At 59.2% G+C, this 17,673-nt stretch carries 15 protein-coding genes; 3 read left to right on the forward strand and 12 right to left on the reverse strand.

Translation table 11 applies throughout. The annotated features are described in order from the left end of the window. Positions 1–99: 99 nt before the first annotated feature. Positions 100–1,200: a hypothetical protein gene (locus ASTEX_RS10115; protein ID WP_013479528.1), complete on the reverse strand. Its 1,101-nt coding sequence runs from the start codon at positions 1,198–1,200 to the stop codon at positions 100–102. Beyond that, positions 1,194–2,270 (reverse strand): DUF3419 family protein, encoded by a 1,077-nt coding sequence (locus tag ASTEX_RS10120; protein WP_013479529.1) that lies wholly within the window; start codon positions 2,268–2,270, stop codon positions 1,194–1,196. The genes ASTEX_RS10115 and ASTEX_RS10120 overlap by 7 nt, the downstream gene beginning before the upstream one ends. A 96-nt stretch (positions 2,271–2,366) precedes the next feature. Here ASTEX_RS10120 and ASTEX_RS10125 point away from each other — a divergent pair, with 96 nt between their 5' ends. Beyond that, positions 2,367–3,638, forward strand: coding sequence for a F390 synthetase-related protein (locus ASTEX_RS10125; RefSeq protein WP_013479530.1), 1,272 nt, complete (start codon positions 2,367–2,369; stop codon positions 3,636–3,638). A gap of 2 nt (positions 3,639–3,640) precedes the next feature. Here the strand turns inward: ASTEX_RS10125 and ASTEX_RS10130 are convergent, their stop codons facing one another. The 10 genes from ASTEX_RS10130 to ASTEX_RS10175 all read right to left on the reverse strand — a co-directional run bounded on the left by ASTEX_RS10130 (position 3,641) and on the right by ASTEX_RS10175 (position 15,725). Next, the gene (locus tag ASTEX_RS10130) at positions 3,641–4,651 is read right to left on the reverse strand and encodes an aromatic ring-hydroxylating oxygenase subunit alpha (RefSeq protein WP_013479531.1); all 1,011 of its coding nucleotides are present in this window, start codon (positions 4,649–4,651) and stop codon (positions 3,641–3,643) included. Beyond that, the gene (locus tag ASTEX_RS10135) at positions 4,648–5,736 is read right to left on the reverse strand and encodes a DUF3419 family protein (protein WP_013479532.1); all 1,089 of its coding nucleotides are present in this window, start codon (positions 5,734–5,736) and stop codon (positions 4,648–4,650) included. The genes ASTEX_RS10130 and ASTEX_RS10135 overlap by 4 nt, the downstream gene beginning before the upstream one ends. Next, the gene (locus tag ASTEX_RS10140) at positions 5,733–6,578 is read right to left on the reverse strand and encodes an MBL fold metallo-hydrolase (protein ID WP_013479533.1); all 846 of its coding nucleotides are present in this window, start codon (positions 6,576–6,578) and stop codon (positions 5,733–5,735) included. Before ASTEX_RS10140 ends, ASTEX_RS10135 begins: the two co-directional genes overlap by 4 nt. Next, entirely contained in the window at positions 6,565–7,563 is a 999-nt protein-coding gene (locus tag ASTEX_RS10145; RefSeq protein ID WP_013479534.1) for an NAD-dependent epimerase/dehydratase family protein, read from the reverse strand. The genes ASTEX_RS10140 and ASTEX_RS10145 overlap by 14 nt, the downstream gene beginning before the upstream one ends. Beyond that, positions 7,557–8,546 (reverse strand): 3-oxoacyl-ACP synthase III family protein, encoded by a 990-nt coding sequence (locus tag ASTEX_RS10150; protein ID WP_013479535.1) that lies wholly within the window; start codon positions 8,544–8,546, stop codon positions 7,557–7,559. Before ASTEX_RS10150 ends, ASTEX_RS10145 begins: the two co-directional genes overlap by 7 nt. Positions 8,547–8,876: 330 nt before the next feature. Then, positions 8,877–10,511 carry a thiamine pyrophosphate-binding protein gene (locus tag ASTEX_RS10155; protein ID WP_013479536.1) on the reverse strand — a complete coding sequence of 545 codons (1,635 nt, stop codon included), beginning with the start codon at positions 10,509–10,511 and terminating at the stop codon, positions 8,877–8,879. Continuing rightward, a complete protein-coding gene (locus ASTEX_RS10160) occupies positions 10,508–11,620 on the reverse strand; it encodes a CaiB/BaiF CoA transferase family protein (protein WP_144004644.1) in 1,113 nt (370 codons plus the stop codon). Before ASTEX_RS10160 ends, ASTEX_RS10155 begins: the two co-directional genes overlap by 4 nt. A gap of 99 nt (positions 11,621–11,719) precedes the next feature. Beyond that, positions 11,720–12,889, reverse strand: coding sequence for an acyl-CoA dehydrogenase (locus tag ASTEX_RS10165; protein ID WP_013479538.1), 1,170 nt, complete (start codon positions 12,887–12,889; stop codon positions 11,720–11,722). After that, positions 12,882–14,393 (reverse strand): L-piperidine-6-carboxylate dehydrogenase, encoded by a 1,512-nt coding sequence (gene amaB, locus ASTEX_RS10170; RefSeq protein WP_013479539.1) that lies wholly within the window; start codon positions 14,391–14,393, stop codon positions 12,882–12,884. The genes ASTEX_RS10165 and amaB overlap by 8 nt, the downstream gene beginning before the upstream one ends. Positions 14,394–14,435: 42 nt before the next feature. Next, positions 14,436–15,725: an NAD(P)/FAD-dependent oxidoreductase gene (locus tag ASTEX_RS10175; protein ID WP_013479540.1), complete on the reverse strand. Its 1,290-nt coding sequence runs from the start codon at positions 15,723–15,725 to the stop codon at positions 14,436–14,438. A gap of 95 nt (positions 15,726–15,820) precedes the next feature. Here ASTEX_RS10175 and ASTEX_RS10180 point away from each other — a divergent pair, with 95 nt between their 5' ends. Next, positions 15,821–16,717 (forward strand): LysR family transcriptional regulator, encoded by an 897-nt coding sequence (locus ASTEX_RS10180; protein WP_013479541.1) that lies wholly within the window; start codon positions 15,821–15,823, stop codon positions 16,715–16,717. A gap of 9 nt (positions 16,718–16,726) precedes the next feature. After that, complete coding sequence (locus ASTEX_RS10185) at positions 16,727–17,620, forward strand: ornithine cyclodeaminase/mu-crystallin (RefSeq protein WP_013479542.1); 894 nt, start codon at positions 16,727–16,729, stop codon at positions 17,618–17,620. Positions 17,621–17,673 lie beyond the last annotated feature (53 nt).

Genomic DNA, 17,673 nt, shown 5'->3' on the forward strand with positions numbered 1-17,673 from the left:
AAAACGGGTGCGATGGCTTAAAGAGCGCACACAGTGGTGCCCTCACAGCTCCTAAAAACCCGTCTTCAAAGATGCCGCACAAGCCTATATGGAGCGTTTTCAAAGGTCGTATTTACGAAGAAGGGGCTCTCCAACCCTCTGCGCAACTGTTTTCAGAAGCCAAAACGGCGCTCGACGTACCGCTTCGAGGTGACGGAAATAATAGGCCGTATATTCCATTTCCGCGCTGGCCCCTCGGTTTCGCTTAAACTGGGTCGCGCCGGAGGAGAGGTTGAACTGCAGTCCGCGTTCTAATGCAAAGCGGGTCGCACTGTGAAAACTCAGTCTGTAAAGCCCAAGGCTCTGAGGCAAGGCGGTATTATAGCCCAAGATCGGAGCTGTCGCGTAACGCCCGAAGTTATAAACCCCGCAAAAACCCTGGATAACGGCTGCCTTATCGCGCAGCACCCGGTAGTGGATCAGCCCAATCTTGTGGGTGAGCCGGAAAAAAGCTTCTGAAAAGGAAGGGTTTAGGGCGGAGTATTTTTCCAGATAGAGCATTTGATAGAGGTAAGCGAGCCGTCTTGCGTCCTCTGGAGTCATCTCCACAAGGCCTTCATGGAGAAAATCACCTTTCTGCCACAGAGCTTCGTCGCGCCTTAAGTCTCTGCGCTGCGAAAATGCCTCTTGAAGATCGTCTATCAAAAACACTTGACGGCTGGGCAGCAGTTGCCACCCTGCCGCCTCAAGTGCACGCAAAAGCGGGCCTTCGTGACGCCCGTTCAAAGACCTCATGGCAAGAAAATGGTTCGGAAATGTCGCAACGAGGCGATCGGTCTGATTTTGCACAATCGCCGCGTCAAGCCCGATCGGCAGGGTTGTCGATAACATCCAATTGTTCACATGGACGATCCGGTCCGCCGCACTCAGTGAAAGGGCCGCGCCCACGCCCCGGACGATGCCGCGCAACACTGGCGCCAGGCGCTGGTCGGGAAAATGGTCAAGCTCCTCAAGCGTATAGTCGACATAAGCCACACTTGGTGAACAGACAAAGGTTCTGCCCGCAGCGCCGTCATTTATCGTCATGGGCACGTGATGCTGCCCCCAATCGAAGAGGGTGACGGAGGTCTCTAGATTGCGAATAAGGGGGGCCACCCCCGATACATTAAAGCCGGCAACATAGTCTCGTGCCAATTGATTGAGGGCATCTATATCTAGCACGCCCTCAAAACCCCGGCCCGTACGCGGTAGATGATAGACTTGTCACGCGAAGACAGTTCACGCGAAAGGGTTTCATCGATCATAACCCGGTCAGACTGCGGCGGCATGACGTTCAGGAACAGGCGTTCGCAAAAACGCGCATCGGGTAGGGCTACGTGCACTATCCCCTTCCAGCTGTCCCCGTAGACGGACAGATCGCAGTAAGACCCGAAATCAGATAGGGAGAAGCCATCAAAGCGGCCGACATTTAGATTTGGCAAGTCTGCAAGTCCGCCTGTTACGAGCCGAATTCGCTCAAGTCGGCCGCGGACCTTTTCGTAGGTGTCTTCTCGCAGGTGAACGGGTAATGGGCCGCGGGCGCTGTGGCGTCCTTTAAGGGCAAGTGTAGCGATATCACTTTCCCGAAATAGAAAGCTTTGGGAGGCCTTGCGAAAATCGGCGTCAATGCGGGCACTGACCTCACGCGCATCAGGAAGAAAGGCGGCGGCGGGTTCGCGCATTGCCAAGCGCCAGACGAGATCTCGGCCGATTGCCTCGAGCTTTGACCAGGCGGCCGATGATTGAAAATGCTGGTCAAAGAGACGCGACTGGTCCTCAATCGATGGCGCCCGCATCAGGGCCGAAACGGCGCCGATGCGACAGCTAAGAAAGCGCGCATTCCATCGTAAAAGTCGCTCCCAAAGGCCGTAGTGCCAGACCCCGCCCGAAATAGCCCGTTTTTGACCGTCAAAGAAGTGCCTCGCCTGTGGCGTCAAATTTAAAGACAGACGCCTATAGGTATCCAGTCGACCAGAGCACGGCGCCATACCCAGAAAAGCAAGACAAGCGCCCCGATCCAGGCTGCGCATGGCCGCTATCTTGAGCTCGAGAAGATGGTTTTGAGCGGCGTTCAGGTCGAGGGCGACAATCTCCCTGGCGTCTTCAGCGAGGAGATCCAGAACCCGCGTGCCGGTTCCGGTCAGGCAGAGTATGCGCTGACAGCCGCGCAGCGCCATAAGCTCGGTCTCGCCGTCTTCATTGGTGGAAGTGAAGTTGAGCGTTGCGATGTCTTCCCCCTCCGTTAAGCTCACGAAACGAGACGAATGGGCACGTCGAAACGGCCTTTGTTTGCGTAAGCCTTCACACAAGGGCTAATGGCGCTATACCACTTTAGCAAGAGGTAAAAAATGAGGGCTGAAGCGATAGTGGCGGTGGGCCAGGCCTATCTGAGAGCCCGCTGGCGTGCGCTCACATTGCGTAACCGAAAATCCCTAAAGGCTTATCATGAGCGTGAGCTTCATCGATTGACCCGGCAAGCCAGTCGCGAGCTCAGCTTCTACACTCCTTATTCTGGTGCCGATTTCAGCACCTTTCCTGTCATTGACAAGAAGGTCCTACTTGAGAACTTTTCAAGGTTAAACCGAGGGGGGTTAAGCCTTGAAAGCGTGCGCGAGGCACTGGCGCACGGTGAGGAGAGACTGGCGGGGCGCATTATTGGCATGAGCACCGGGACATCAGGTAACCGGGGCTACTACGTAATCACTGAACGCGAGCGCTTTACATGGCTAGGCACCATTCTCGCCAAGGCCTTGCCTTATGCCTTATGGCGAAGCCACCGCGTCGCTCTGGCACTTCCGGCCTTATCTGACCTCTACCGCGCAGCGAGTATCGGAAGCCGTATTCAGCTGCGCTTCTTCGACCTTGCGCTTGGGCCCGAAAGCTGGATGGACGCACTGACGGCCTTCGCGCCGGACACCCTCGTCGCGCCACCTAAGGTTTTACGCTTCTTGGCTGAGCAAGGAAGGCTTAAAGCTCCTCGCCTGTTTTCCAGCGCTGAAGTCCTTGACGATATTGACAAGCGGATCATCGAAGACGCGACAGGTTTTCGGGTGCGCCAGATCTATATGGCAACAGAAGGGCTTTTTGCCGTGAGCTGTCCTTTCGGCACACTTCATCTGGCTGAGGATGTGGTCCATTTTGAGTTCGAGCGATCCATCACCGACAGCGCACTCGTTAGTCCCATTGTCACCGACTTTACACGCCGCGAACAGGGGATGATTCGGTATCGTATGAATGATCTGTTTGAACTCGATCACGGTAGATGCCCCTGCCAGAGTGCGTTTCAGGCGGTTTTGCGCATAGACGGACGATGCGACGATGCGTTTCTTCTGGCAGACCGCTCGGGCGGACGCCAACTCGTTTCACCTGACGTTTTGCGCAATGCGATTGTCCGTTCAGACCCGACCATAGACGATTTTCGCCTGATCCAGACTGGACCGGAGGATGTTGTCTTGCAGCTGTCAGACGCTATAGCGGCAACGGCGGCAAGAAAGGCCGTCTTAGAAGTTGAGACGATGTTAAAAAGGCGCGGACTGACGGCGAACATCACGGTCAGGCACGGCATTGTGGCTGATTACACGCGTAAACTCAGGCGCGTTCGCAGAGACTGGCGCGCTTGAAATTATGCCTGCCCAAACAACCGGAACGTTCTGATGCCCTGTGGCAGGGGCTTTGCGTTCAGGCCGTGTGAGATCAGTGTTCCGAACATGTCAACAGGACCTTGATGGTAGTCTGCCCCCCCGAAACGGGAGAGTTGATGGCTTTGAAGAGACAGCATTGCAAGGTCTTGAGATAACACTTTGCGATGAAAGGCGATGATCCCCAGGCGTTTGAGGAAGGCCGGCAACACGCCCCGACGGGTGGAAAACGCCGCGAATGGCCGGGTGGTCTTGGCATCGACGGGACTGAAGACCACGCTAATTGAGGCCTGAAGACCCTGATTATCTTCAAATCCGATCTGAACCTGTGTGGGCGGCCGGTATCGCCCCCAAGACAGGCTTCGCCTGCCCTCGGTTACCCGCTGAAGGAGGGTCATTGCCTGGTGAGGCTCGGTGTACCGCGCGACGGCTTCAGAAGGTTCGACGTGCAGTTCGACGTCAACCGGGCAGGCCCGGGTGGCTCTGCGAACGAGCCCCGGATGGAGAAAGTAGGCGTGAACAGGATCGAGTAGGTTTTCAATCGCATCGTCCACCGCACCTGTTGAAGGCGGCAAATGCCACCAGAAGGTGTCAAATGTCGGATCGCCGATGACGTCAGGCAGGCCGTGGAAGGGCGCCTCTTCGTCCATCAGACACGTCCAGACGATACCGGCGTGTTCTTGAACCGAAAAGGATCTGGCCGAAGCGTTTGCCGTCAGATTTGAACCGGCAACATAGCGACAGCGCCCGCCGGCGTCGAAACGCCAGCCATGGTAAGGACACTCGATCTGCGACTCCACGACCCGCCCGGCCGATAAGGGGGCATTTCGATGGGGACAGCGATCCTCCAGAACCGCGACACCGCCCCCCGTTTCAAAGACGACGAGAGGCCGCCCCATCAAAACAACGGCGAAAGGCGCCTTCTTGATTTCGCACCGATAAGCAATCGGATGCCAGGATCGCGCAAGCGCCAATGGCCATGAGGTTTGGCTCACTTTTGCACCTGTCGGGCGACGACAAAGCTGTAAAACCAAGCGCCGTCTTGACGGAAAAGCACGTCCTCAAGCGCTTCATCGAGCGTGAATCCGAATTCCCCGGGCAGACCCGCCCCTGTCTTATTGAAAAACTTGCGCTCGCAGACAACAGCCCCACATCGCAGCGTCCTGGCGAGTTCCCGCCAAACCGCGCGCTGCTCGTTTTCATCACAATAAGAGGCGTAATCAGACAGGGAGGCCCCGTCGAGGGATGCCGTTGGCGCAGATGTAAGGAAGCTCCTGAGGTCTGTCGTTTGCAAAGTCAGACGTTCGATACGCTGCGCTATCAGTGCGTGACCTTTCTGCGTCAGATAGGGAGGTAGGATGTCTGGATGATAGGCACCGTTAAAAACCAACCAGGCAAAGGGAAGCTCAGGAATGTGAAGATTTTTTGCCAAATGCTCGAATCGGGCACGGGCGTAGCCGGTCATGTCGAAATCGTCGGGGACATATGAAATCCCGGGCTCGCGCAATATGTGACGCCAGAGCCCCCGAAGCGCGATAACCCGGAGTAGCAAACGCCACTGCCAGTTATCCCACCTTGTCTCCCACAACAGCGCCTGCGTTGTCAGATCGTGCGTATGCAAAAGCTCATCGGCGAGTGCGCGCCGTCGCGATCCGGCCCATTGTCGAAAGCGACGAAGAAAGCTTTCCCATCTACCACAATAAAGAAGGCCGCCCGCAGCCTGGTTCCGGTTCGCACGCCAGAAGCGTTCGGTATCTGAAGAAACGTGTCTTAGGGCTTCGTCTAAAAGCGCACTCCTGTGTTCATCCTGGCGAAGGCCCGTCAAACGGCAGAAGGCGTCATAATCGAAGTGTTTGTAAGCGACGGCGTAAATCTCCGCCAAGGCGGTCTGAGCGGGATTTTGATCAATCGATATAACTTCGCTCGGGTCTGCCAGCAGAAGTTCGAACGCCCTGGAACCGCTAGCGGTCAGGGTCAGAATTTTCTTCCCCTCAGGCTTTAGAGCGCCGATCTCGCTTTGCGCATCTTCGTTCGACGCTGAATACCAGATGGTTGATTGATCAAGTGCGCTGGCCGTCATGTTCGGAAAATCCGGCTCTCAGAGGCCCGTTCGGGGCAGTGGCAGGGCGTCAGACGCAGTTCGCGGTTGCGGGTATGAAGGCGGTGAAGGGCCGTGAGGGTATTGCGAGCTTTGAGGGTCTCTCCAAGCCAGTTTGTCGCAATGGCCGGCGGCGGTCTGTTCTCGCGGATAGCCTGCAATGACCAGGCCGCATCGGCCACAAGAAAGTGAAAACCGTAGTTTGAGTCCTTCAATGCCAGACCCCAGTGTCCCGGGCAGTGCCCAGGCAGCTCAATCGCGATTAACGATCCATCACCGAGGAGATCCTTTCCAGTGTCAAAGGGTTCATAATCGGGCGGCAGAGCCACGTCTTTAGCCTCTTCGAAGAAACGTGCGCGACTGTCGAAATCGGAGGGAAGCAAAGACGGGAGCAGACCGCGTCGGGTGGCGGCCAGTCGGCCATGACGGCGAAGGTCAGTCAGCCCTGCGCGCGCGCAATGAAGGGCGGCTTTTGGAAAAGCGTGCAAACCGGCTATGTGATCGCCGTGGAAATGGGAAACAATGACGTGCTTTACATCCTCTGGCTTGTAGCCGAGGGCCCGGCATTGACTGGCGGCATCGGCGCCTTCGGGCAGGTCAACCGGGGTTGCATAGCGGTAAAGCCGCTCCGGAAAAGCCTTCGTTGCGCGCAGAAACGCGGGATCATATCCGGTATCGAACAGAATAGGACCTTCGTCAGGATGAATGAGCAGCATCGCCAGGGCATGAAAGTCGACTGGCTTTAATGTGCCCTTAATCAGCGTCATAGCCTGAGGATGGCGACAACTGCCTGTCAAAAGAGGAACGGTTTTAATCCACCGCATAGGAGCGCTCCTCTAATGCCCAGTCGACAGCTTCAAATACTCCGTAGTTAGGTGCCCAGTGCAGAACATGGGCGGCACGCGAAAGGTCGAAGGTCTGGGAATAACCTAGCACCATCGCCGAATATCGGGTCAGCTTTGGTTCGACCTCTACGTCCCTAAGCTTTGCCACCCGCTCCATCAGGCCTGCGACCCGCAGGGCTAAGATGGACGGCACAGGCAATAGCCGCACTTTCTTATTCATCTTTTGAAAAACGTAACGGACAAAGCTTTTTAACGGAACGGGATGCCCCCCTGAGATATTAAAGACCTGTCCGCTCGCCTGACCGGCGCAGGCTTCGGCGGCAAGCAGGGCGGAGGTAACGTCTCGGGCATCCGTCGGTTCAATAAGGGCGTTGCCCCATCCAGGCAGCGGCAGAAAGCCACTTTTGGCAGCTTGAAGGAGCCTCGGTAGCAAGACGCCATCGTAAGGACTGATGATTGCGCGCGGCCGCAGCGCAACGGTTTGGAAGTCGAGGGCCGCTGAGGCGAGCACAGCCCGTTCCGCGGCGAGCTTCGTTTGCGCATAGGCATTGACAGGTTTCAAGGGCACCGCGCTGTCCTCTTTCAATCCGATCTGGTGCTTCGCGCTTGTATAGATTGAGGGGCTGGAGGTGAATATGAAGCGGCGGCACTGCGCCTGACGCGCCGCCGCCAGAAGACGCTTTGTGGCCGTTATATTGGCCGCAACGAAATCGTTATGGTTGCCCCAGGGCGACGACAATGCGGCCAGGTGGAAGACCGTATCGGCCCCTGCGACAAGCCCCGAAAGATCATCTTCTGCAAGATCGGCGCGGACAAAGCGCGCACCTTTGCGTTCAAGTAAAGCCCCTGTCTCTTTATTGCGCCCGGTGGCAATGACGCTGCGGCCTTGCGCAAGCAGGACTGAGGTGAGGACCTGTCCAAGTCCACCCGTAGCCCCTGTCACCACTGCAACATTGGCTACCATCGGATCACAGCACCGCCCAGGGAGACACCGGCAGAACTGCCGATAATCAGCGAAATCTCCCCCGGCTTCAGGCGACCTTGGCGCCGGGCATGGTCGAGGGTGAAAGGTAGGCTCGTGGCTATCAAATTCCCAACATCGGCAAAGACATCAATGGTACGCTCGCGTGGTAGACCGGTCGATTTAATGAGATGATCAAGGGCGGCGCGGCTCGCCTGGTGAGGAATAACGCAGTCCACGTCTTTGATCGAAACGCCTGAGCCTTCAAAAAGGGTTTGCAGAAACGGCCGAAAAAGACGAGCTGTCGTCGTAAAAAGCGCAGGTCCTTTCATCTTGAAGCGGGCTTTTGATCTGAAGGCGTCAATATCTTCGTCGAGCCGCACGCGGGTACCGCCCGCTTCCAACTGACAAAAATCAGCGGCATCGGAATAGGTGTTGAAGCCGTATGCCAAACGCTGATGGTCACCGCCGGCTTCAAGCGCTATGGCGGCCGCGCCATCGCCGAACAGGACCGACGCCTCCGGATCTGAATAATCGAGGGCAGCGCTCGCGATATCGGCACTAACGATTAAGACCCTGCGCCAATCTCCAAGCGCAAAGCCGGCAAGCGCTCTATCGAAAGCGATCAGGAACGATAGGCAGGTGGCATTAACATCGAAAGCGGCGATACCGCTCGCCCCGAGTCCGAGCGCGCGTTGTACGAGTACGGCCGTACCCGGTATGGGCTGCTCCATAACACCGCACGCCGATATGATCACGTCTAAGGATTCGGGCGCCCAACCGGCGTCATTCAAGGCGACGCGCGCGGCTTGCGCCGCCATCCAGCTTGAGGTTTCCTCCGCCGAAGCGCGATGCCTTTGGTTTACGCCAAAGCGCCTGGCGACCTGTCCGTCTTGAAGACCAACCAACGCGTCATATTGCGCCGCCGACAGCGTTTCCTTTGGAAGATAAGCTCCCGTGCCGGCAATCGCAAATCGACGTTCCACGACCCCGTTAGCCCCCCGAGCGTGACGTTAAATACGGTATTACTGTCCGGAATTTGGCGAACAGGACTGCAGTTTGGACAATGTTCAGATAAAAGTAAACAGAGTTTGCCGAGCTGATGGCGCTCATTCACAGAAGCGAAGAGCGGCGCTTCAACGCGACGCTCAATCCCTCAAAATGTAGTCTGAGGGTTTCGGCATCATACGACAAAACCGGTCGGAGGTTGGTCCCTCATTTGCGATGATCATAGACCTCGCAGTATGTCAGACCCGAGGACGGCGAAGGGGTCAGGGACTTTCTAAACGGTGCGAAAATGACCTATGTCACGCGGCCTATTCGCCCCGCGACACCTGATCCAGAGTTTTCGCAGGCGTGATGGCCTGTGGATCGATCAGGCAGTGAAGGATGGCCGGTTTGCCCGACGCACGCGCCCGTTCAAAGGCCGGGGCAAAATCCGCCGTAGTGTGTACGGTTTCGCCATGTCCGCCAAAGGCCTTGGCGTATGCGGCAAAGTCAGGGTTCTTCAGCTCCGTCCCGATCGGGCGGTGCGGATATTCACGCTCCTGATGCATCCGGATCGTGCCCCACATGCCATTATCGATGACGATAATGATCAACGGAATGCCGTATTGCACCGCTGTGGCGAACTCATTGCCGTTCATCAGGAAACAGCCGTCGCCGGCAAAGGTCACTACCGGCGCATCGGGGCACTGCCGCTTGGCCATGATGCCCGCCGGAACCGAATAGCCAACGCTGCCCGAGGTCGGCGCCACCTGCGTGAAGGGCCGCTCATGCCGCCAGTAGCGATGCACCCAGATGGCGTAATTGCCTGCCCCGTTGGTGATGATGGTCTCTGGTGGCAGGTGTTCACGCAGCCACACCATAACCTCGCCATATTGAAAATCGCCAGGGATAGGCGAAGGCGTAGTGGTCCATTTCAGCCAGTCCTGATGCGCCGCCGCACCTCTTATGATCTGAACCGGCGGGGCTTCGCTGATCCCCGACAGCGTCTTCGCAAACTGATCCGGCGTGCTGACGATCCCCAGAGCGGGTTGATAGACCCGCCCGATTTCCTCGGCCTCCGGAAAAACATGCACCAGGGTTTGCTGGCCGATCAGCGTGTAGCCATTCGATGGCACCTCGGCCATGCGTGCGCCCAAAAGGATCAGAAGATCGGCGTCCTTCACCCGCTGCGACAGGGCCGGATTCTGCCCGAAGCCCAGATCACCCGCATAGCAGGGGTGATGCGCCGCAAACAGCGACGTTCGGCGAAACTCGGTCGCCACGGGGATGTCGTAGCGCGCGGCAAATTCGGCCACCGCGATGCAGCCTTCAGCGGTCCAGCGCGATCCGCCTAGGATCATCATCGGGCGCTCGGCCGCCTCTACCGCTTGCACAAACGCCGCCATATCCGCGCGTGTCGGCGCGGCCGCAACGGCTGCAACCGGCGGCGCATCGGCGACCTCGACCACCTCGGTCAGAATGTCTTCGGGCAGAGAAACCACCACCGGACCGGGGCGACCCTGCATGGCCACGCGAAAGGCGCGGGCGACGATCTCCGGGATGCGTTTGGGGTCGGAAATTTCAACCACCCATTTGGCGATGCCGCCAAAGGCCGCCACGTAATCCAGTTCCTGAAACGCGCCGCGCCCCAAAAAGGCGCGTTCGACCTGCCCCACAAAGAGGATCATCGGTGTTGAGTCATGCTGCGCAATATGAACGCCATGCGCGGCGTTGGTCGCTCCCGGCCCGCGCGTCACAAAGCAGATGCCAGGCCTCCCCGTCAGCTTGCCATAGGCTTCTGCCATCATCGCCGCCCCGCCTTCATGACGGCAGATCAACACGTCGATATCGGCGTCATACATCGCATCCAGTGCCGCCAGATAAGACTCCCCCGGCACGCAGGTCAGACGCTCCACGCCATTGCGCTTCAGTTGATCGACCAAGATCTGTCCGCCGGTTCTCATACTTTGTCCTCAAGTTTCGGCGAAGCCGTTTGCGCCGTCATCCGTACCCCGTCAATCACGATGGGCGAAGCGACGCCCGGCACGCCGTCGATTTCAATACGCATCCCGCGATGAACGATCTGAGGGTCGTTAAAGACGTCTTCGATGCGGTTTATCGGACCCGCCGGGACGCCCGCGCCTTCCAGCGCTGTCAGCAACCCGCTACGAGTTAGACTGCGCATAAACGGGTCCAGTTCGGCCACCAGTTGATGCCGCGCCGCCACCCGTCCGGCATTGGTCGCATAGGCGGGGTTTTGCGCAACATAATCCGCCTCCAGCACCTCACACAGACGCAGAAACTGGTGGTCATTGCCCACTGCCACGATGACGTGACCGTCCTTCACCGCAAAGACCTGATAGGGCGCGATATTGGGGTGGGCATTGCCGAGCCGCGTCGGGGACACGCCCGATGCCAGATAGTTCATACCCTGATTGGCCAGCATGGAAGTGGCCACATCAAACAGTGCCATGTCGATATGACACCCCCTCCCCGTTGCGTCGCGCTGCCGCAAGGCCGCCAGAACAGCGGTTGACGTATAAACGCCAGTGAAAAGGTCAACGACGGCCACGCCCACTTTTTGCGGCTCGCCGTCGGGGTCGCCGGTAATATCCATCAGCCCCGACATGCCCTGCAGAATGTAGTCGTAGCCGGCACGCTGTGCATAAGGCCCGTCCTGCCCGAAGCCGGTGATCGACACATAGACCAGGCGCGGATTGACGGCTTGGAGGCTTTCGTAATCAAGGCCGTATTGTCGCAAGCCCCCGACCTTGAAATTCTCGATCAGCACGTCGCAGTCTCGCGCCAGATCAAGGATAGCGGCCTGCCCCTCAGGCTTGGCCATGTCGATGGCCAGCGAGGCTTTGCCGCGATTGCAGGCGTGAAAATAGGCCGCAGCCTCGCCGATAAAGGGCGGGCCCCAGCCGCGCGTATCATCCCCGGTGCCGGGGCGTTCGACCTTGACCACAGTAGCGCCCAGATCGGCCAGCACCTGACCGGCCCAGGGCCCGGCCAGAATACGCGCCAGTTCGAGGACTTTCAGCCCGGCAAGGGGTTTGGCGGCCAGACTCACGCGGCACACTTCGGTGCGTGGGTTTTGAGAGCGCGGGCCACTATCAAAGCATCTCGCTTGAGGTTTGTGTGGATGGGGCGGTGGGAGGTCTTCATCGGATCAAAAAAACGCCTGCAAACCTGTCTGCGCCCGTCCAAGGATCAGGGCGTGCACATCGTGGGTGCCCTCATAGGTATTCACCGTCTCAAGGTTCTGCGCATGACGCATGACGTGGTACTCTTCGTGTATTCCGTTACCACCGTGCATATCGCGCGCCATCCGTGCGATATCGAGCGCCTTGCCACAGTTATTGCGTTTAATCAGGCTGATCATTTCCGGTTGCACCTGCCCGGCATCGAACAATTGCCCGACTCGCAAGGAGGCCTGAAGGCCGAGCGTGATCTCGGTCTGCATGTCGGCCAGCTTCTTCTGGAACAGTTGGGTCTGCGCCAGAGGCCGCCCGAACTGCTGCCGGTCGAGGCCATACTGCCGTGCGCGATGCCAGCAGTCTTCGGCCGCCCCCATCACGCCCCAGCTGATGCCGTAGCGCGCACGGTTAAGGCAGCCGAAAGGCCCTTTCAACCCCTCGACATTCGGCAGAAGGGCGTCTTCACCCACCAGGACATTATCCATCACGATCTCGCCGGTGATGGAGGCACGTAAGGACAGCTTGCCGTGGATTTTGGGGGCGCTGAGCCCGCTCATCCCCTTATCCAGCACGAAGCCACGGATAATGCCATCGAGCTTTGCCCACACAACGAACACATCGGCAATCGGCGAATTGGAGATCCACATCTTGGTGCCGTTGAGGACATAACCGTCTGCGGCCCTGCGCGCGGTAGTGCGCATCGAGGCCGGATCGGAACCGGCATCGGGCTCAGTCAGACCGAAGCAGCCGATCCATTCGCCAGAAGCGAGCTTCGGCAGATATTTTTGACGTTGTGCCTCTGAGCCATAGGCGTAGATGGGATACATGACCAGAGAGGATTGAACGCTCATCATAGAGCGATAGCCAGAGTCTACGCGCTCCACTTCCCGCGCGATCAGACCATAGGCGACGTAGGAGGCACCCGCCCCGCCATACGGCTCCGGCAAGGTGGCGCCAAGCAGACCGCGCTCACCCATTTCGCGGAAAATGGCCGGGTCGGTCTGCTCGTCGGCATAGGCTCTCAGCACACGTGGCAAAAGCTGCGATTGCGCATAGTCGTGCGCTGCGTCGCGGATCAGGCGTTCCTCGTCGGACAGTTGCGCATCGAGAAGGAATGGATCGGACCAGTCAAACTTAGACATCGAACGTCACCCCCTGGGCCAGAGGCAAGCTGCGGCCATAGTTAATAGTGTTGGTGGCGCGCCGCATATAGGCCTTCCAGGAATCCGAGCCCGATTCGCGCCCGCCACCGGTTTCTTTTTCACCGCCGAAGGCACCGCCGATTTCAGCGCCGGACGGCCCGATATTGACATTGGCGATGCCGCAATCCGAGCCGGCGGCGGAGACAAACAGCTCGGCTTCGCGGATGTCATTGGTGAAGATCGAAGACGACAGTCCCGCGCCGACGGCGTTTTGCATGGCGATCGCGTCTTCTATATTTCCATACTTCATGATGTAAAGAATTGGCGCGAAGGTTTCACGCAACACCGGCCCCGCATGAGCGTCCATTTCGACAATGGCGGGACGGACATAGTAGCTGTCCTTGCCGTTCACATCGACCCGCGCCCCGCCGGTGACCTTTCCGCCGACGCTGCGCGCCTCGTCGAGAGCCCTCTCAAACAGAGCAAAGGCATGCGCGTCGATCAGCGGCCCAATCAGCGTGCCCTCTTCCAACGGATGCCCGACCTTCACCGAAGCATAGGCCTGCTTCAGCCGGGGCACGAAGGTGTCGTAAAGGCTTTCGTGCACGAACAGGCGACGCAGGGTGGTGCAGCGCTGCCCCGCCGTGCCCATGGCCGCAAAGGCCACGCCGCGAAGAGCCAGATCGAGGTCCGCCGACGGCGCGATAATGGCGGCATTATTGCCCCCCAGCTCCAGCAGGGCGCGCGCAAAGCGAGCGGCCAGCTTTGGGCCGACGGCGCGGCCCATGGCCGTTGAGCCGGTTGCCGAGACCAGCGGCACCTTCTCGTGCTCGACCAGCGCTTCACCGACCTCTTTACCGCCGATGATAAGCGCCGACAGGCCTTCGGGCATGGCATGACCCGCGGCCTTATAGGCGGCGACGGCGCGGTCAAACAGGGCATGGGTGGCCAGCGCCGTCAGAGGCGTCTTTTCCGACGGCTTCCACACAATGGCGTCGCCGCACACCAACGCCAGACAGGCGTTCCACGCCCAGACGGCAACCGGGAAGTTGAAGGCAGAAATGATACCGACCACGCCAAGCGGGTGCCAGGTCTCCATCATACGGTGTTCGGCGCGCTCGGTGGCGATAGTCAGGCCGTACAGTTGCCGCGACAGGCCGACTGCGAAGTCGCAGATATCGATCATTTCCTGCACTTCGCCGAGGCCTTCGGACGTGACCTTACCGGCCTCAATCGACACCAGCTTGCCCAGCGCGTCCTTGTGCGCACGTAGCTCTTCGCCGAACAGGCGCACCAGTTCGCCGCGCTTGGGCGCCGGGATCAGGCGCCATTTGAGAAACGCTTCGTGCGCGGTGTCGATGTGTGCTTTCGCCTGATCAACCGGGGTTTCGACCACTTCCCCGATCAGCTCGCCGGTATTGGGCGAATGGACCTTTAGTGTCCCGCCTGTGTGGCCTCCGGTCACGCCCAGAGATTCAAGCAAAATACGTGTATCCGCGCTCATCTGTCTTCCCTTTTCATCCGCCCATAACTCCGGGGCGGATGTTCAAAACCTGTGTTCCACGGCGTGTAGCACCGCCGCACCCGCCTCGTAATAAACCTCTTTGGCCGTCCGGTGCTTCGCCTCTTGAGGCGTTGTCACCGGCAGCGGCAAATCGTCTTCAGATAACTTCCCCAGCACGTGCTCGGCCAGAATCCGCCCCATAACTGTGCCCGGCGCGATACCACGGCCATTATAGCCCGACACGCCGACCACCCCATCTGCGAAGCGATGGAAGCGCGGCAGGTTGTCCTCGGTCATGCCGATATAGCCGTACCATTCGTGTTCGAAACCGATGCCTCTGAGCGCCGGAAACAACCGCGTCATAGCGCGTTGCCCCCAGCCGCTATGCACGCCCTGAGCCGGCCCGCGCAAAGCCCCGACGCTGCCGAAGACGAGCCTTCCGGCGGCATCCATTCTAAAGGAGGATAGAACCTCGGCCGTGTCCCAGGCCCCGTGCCCTTCCGGCAAAATGTGGCGCAAAATATTTTCTGGCAAGGGCGTCGTGGCGCAGTTGAAATAGGGCAGATATACCTGCTCCTTACGGATGATCTCCCACGGCCCCTTGGTGTAGGCATCGGTCGCCATGATCACTCTGGGCGCGGTCACCGAGCCGCCGGTCGTCGTCACTCGCCACTGATCATTGGCCGCCGCGATCTGTTCCACAGGGCTTTCACAGCGGATGTCGACGCCAGCCGCCACCGCCGCCGTGGCGAGACCACGCACATAGGCAAGGGGTTGAATCACTCCGGCGCGTCGATCGAGGAGCGCCATCGGATAGGCGTCCGTGCCGACCATCCGCCGCGTTTCGGCCGCATCCAGCAACTGCACATCGGCTCCGCGTCCCTGCCACTGCTGTGCCCGGTCACGCAGTTCGCGCACCCCCGCCTCACCCACGGCGCAATGCAGCGTCCCTTCGCGGCGCAATTCGCAAGGAATGGCGTGTTTATCGACGCGCGCGAATACCTCCGCCGGGCCATTACCGAGCACCTGCAACAGTCGCTCGCCATGCACCGGCCCCAGCACCTTGGGCAGTTCATCGGGCATCACCCACATGCCGGCATTGACCAGCCCGACATTGCGCCCGGCCCCGCCAAAGCCAATCTCACGTGCCTCGATCACTACCACTTTCGCACCGGCTTCGGCGAGGGTCAGAGCCGCTGACAGGCCGGTATAGCCCGCCCCCACCACGGCAACATCGGCACGCAGATCACCGCTCAGCGCCACGGTCGCCGGCGCGGCGGGGGCCGTGGCAGCCCATAATCCGTGGGTAAGGGGCTCAAGCGCAGGGGCCAAAGTTCATTCTCTTGCGTAATGGATAAACCGGTTGTACCGTGCCTTAGGGGCCTCAACAAGGGTCATTTTGACAAGAACTCATTCCGAAATAGAATATGCTTTCACCTCGCCGCTTTCTCCCCTCTCTATCGCTTCTGGCCGCGTTCGAAGCCACGGCGCGGCTAGGTTCGGTCACCGCTGCTGCTCGCGAATTGAACCTGACCCAAAGCGCTGTAAGCCGTCAGATCGCTGCGCTGGAGGCGCAGTTGGAGGTCGAACTGTTCCACCGTGAACGCCAGACGGTACGCCTGACTGCGGGCGGTGAGGCCTATGCGCGTGAAGTGCGCGAAGCGTTGAAAATCATCTCATCGGCGTCCTTATCCCTCCGGGCCAATCCTCACGGCGGGACGCTCAAACTGGCCATCCTGCCAACCTTCGGCACGCGCTGGCTGGCCCCGCGCCTACCTGATTTTTTGCGCAACAATTCGGGCATCCAGGTCAATCTGATCACACGCATCGGTGTCTTCGATTTCCGTAGCGAAGGGCTCGATGCCGCCATCCATTTCGGCCGCCCCGGCTGGCCCGGCGCGGAAAGTGCGCTTTTGCGCCCGGAAGTGGTGATCCCGGCCTGCGCCCCGGAGCTTAAGGCGCAATATGGCTTTGCCGAACCCGCCGATCTGCGTCAGGCGCCTTTACTGCACCTGACCTCGCGCCCCGACGCTTGGGAAAACTGGCTTGAGGCACACAGCGCTCCCTCCGACCACGTCCACGGTATGTTGTTCGATCAGTTCGCAACCCTAGCTCAGGTGGCGCGCTCTGGTCTTGGTGTCGCGCTATTGCCCCAGTTTCTGGCCGAAGAAGAGTTTGCCTCCGGCTCGCTGGTGCCGGCGCTGGAGGCCCCGTTAAGCACCGGCGAAGCCTACCACCTCGTCTGGCCCGCTGAGCGCAGCAATCACCCGCCGCTCAAGGCCTTCCGTGACTGGCTGCTAAAAGAGACGGCGACTTACAGATAAGGAAACCCCATGCGCCTGATTAACGCCGACGAACTCAGAACAGCCCTACCCTATGAGCGGTTGGTGCGTGCGCTACCCGAGCGGTTGTTAGCGGGGGCAATGACACCGCAACGTCCGGTCTTCGATCTGGGGCACGCCGCTTCTTTGTTACTGATGCCGGCGTGGTCATCAAACCTCGGTGGGGTAAAGATCGTGCATGTGACCCCTGAAAACGCGATGCGGCGCCTACCCTGCGTGGCGGCTTCTTATCTCATCTTTGATGGTGAAACCCACCGACACCTCGCGTTGATTGACGGCGAAGAACTGACTGCCCGGCGCACAGCCGCCGTTGCCGCCGTTGCCATGAACCGGCTGGCAAAACCTGACGCGGCCCGCTTACTCCTGATCGGGTCGGGTCGGATTGCCTCAGAGATACCTTTCGCCTTCCGCGCGGTCCGTAACCTCAAAAGCGTGTCGGTCTTCAGCCCCACGCGAGACAATGCCGAAACGCTTGTCCTGCGCCTGATTGATGCCGGGTTCGACGCAATAGTGTGTGAAGATATTGCACAACAGATCCGATACAGTGACCTCATTGCCTGCGCGACCCTAAGTCAGACGCCGTGGATTGAGGGGCGTTACCTTAGCGACCAGCATATCTCTTTGATTGGCGGGTTTACGCCTGACATGCGCGAAGCCGATAAAGACACGCTGCGCCGCGCCAGGGTTTACATTGATACAGAAGCGGCCCTTGGGACCGCAGGTGATCTTGAAGGGCTGAGTGGGGATCAGGTCGCAGGACAGTTGCGCGATCTTTGCGACCCTATGTTTAAGGTCGATGAAGGACTGAGTGTTTTCAAGAGCGTGGGTGAGGCGGCTCAGGACCTTGCTACAGCGCAGGTGCTGTTTGATAGCCTCAACGGGTAAACAACAGACCCGAGTGAAGAAAGGGCTTTTCAGCGCTCAATTGCCCGCATAGT

Source organism: Asticcacaulis excentricus CB 48, assembly GCF_000175215.2.
Taxonomy (GTDB): Bacteria; Pseudomonadota; Alphaproteobacteria; order Caulobacterales; family Caulobacteraceae; genus Asticcacaulis; species Asticcacaulis excentricus.